Annotated in this window: 1 protein-coding gene; it reads right to left on the bottom strand. The window is 34.0% G+C overall.

The genetic code is table 11. The annotated features are described in order from the left end of the window. Positions 1 to 602 precede the first annotated feature (602 nt). Positions 603 to 845, bottom strand: a complete 243-nt coding sequence (locus FTT76_RS17480) for a hypothetical protein (RefSeq protein ID WP_180190660.1) — start codon at positions 843 to 845, stop codon at positions 603 to 605. Between the last annotated feature and the right edge of the window lie 206 nt (positions 846 to 1,051).

Below are 1,051 nucleotides of genomic sequence, written 5' to 3'. Positions count from 1 at the left end.
TTATCGGTGCTGAAAGACAACTTGATATTAAAATGCAAACTTAACTCTATACTGCTTTAAGCAACTGTTCTATTTAGTAATAAAGCTTTTATCCTTAATTATTTAACATAATAGAGGTTATACGAAATGCTTTTTAAAATATCCTTGTTTTTCATATAGTTAAAAATTTTTCATCCTCCTGAAAAACCATAAAAAACCGACTTGGAAACAAGTCGGTTTCTTTTTAAGCAATTTTGATACTTCTTGCCAATAAAATTGATCAAAAAATATTCATTTTTGCGTTTTTTCCTGATTTCTCAAGGGTCACAGTTCAGAAATAATCCCCAATTTCTGCGGACAACTCTTGGGATAAAAATCCACCAATTTTGTACGCCTGAGCGCACATGAATTTAGGGGTTTTGCGGATATTCACCTAAACCCGTTTTTACTATCATGAAGTCATCAGGAACAGGAAGTTCCACACAATAATAAAAACAGAGACGCACAAGGACAGTAAGGTACGACAGGAGTTATACCGAGCGAACCCATACGAAAAACCCCGGCAGGATGCCGGGGTTTTTTATTTTTTATAAATATGGCTGTAAAAATAAACATAATTATACTTAGTCAAAAAATGAAAAAAACTTCATTAATAATCCAGATTTACCAGCAATCATATAAGTAAGAATAAGGAGTACTATTATTGTGAATATCAAAATATCGCCCTGTGGGTGATTGAGAGCAAATGCTATTAAGCTCGTATCTAGAAAGCGATCCAAGATCCAGGATGAAAGCATCAAATTTAACGTCAAAGCTGTTGCTACTAATCGAGCAGGAGACTCTTCTATTCGATCAATAAAACTCATTTTTACACCCCTATTCTATAGCTACTCTCAATAATATTGATATAGATCTTCACAATGATCTGCAAGCTTCGCATAAGAGATGATGTGTGCTTAAAAAACAGGAGGGTTTAACTTGGTAAACTATACATACTCATTAGGAGTTTACCATGAGCAAGAAACAGAAGACTTACACCGCAGAATTTAAAGCTGAAGCCATAAAAGCCATT

Origin of the sequence: Acinetobacter sp. YH01009 (assembly GCF_013420765.1) — a bacterium.
Classification (GTDB): domain Bacteria; phylum Pseudomonadota; class Gammaproteobacteria; order Pseudomonadales; family Moraxellaceae; genus Acinetobacter; species Acinetobacter amyesii.
Note: the sequence above shows the minus strand (reverse complement) of the source record. Positions and strands in the feature narration are given on the sequence as shown.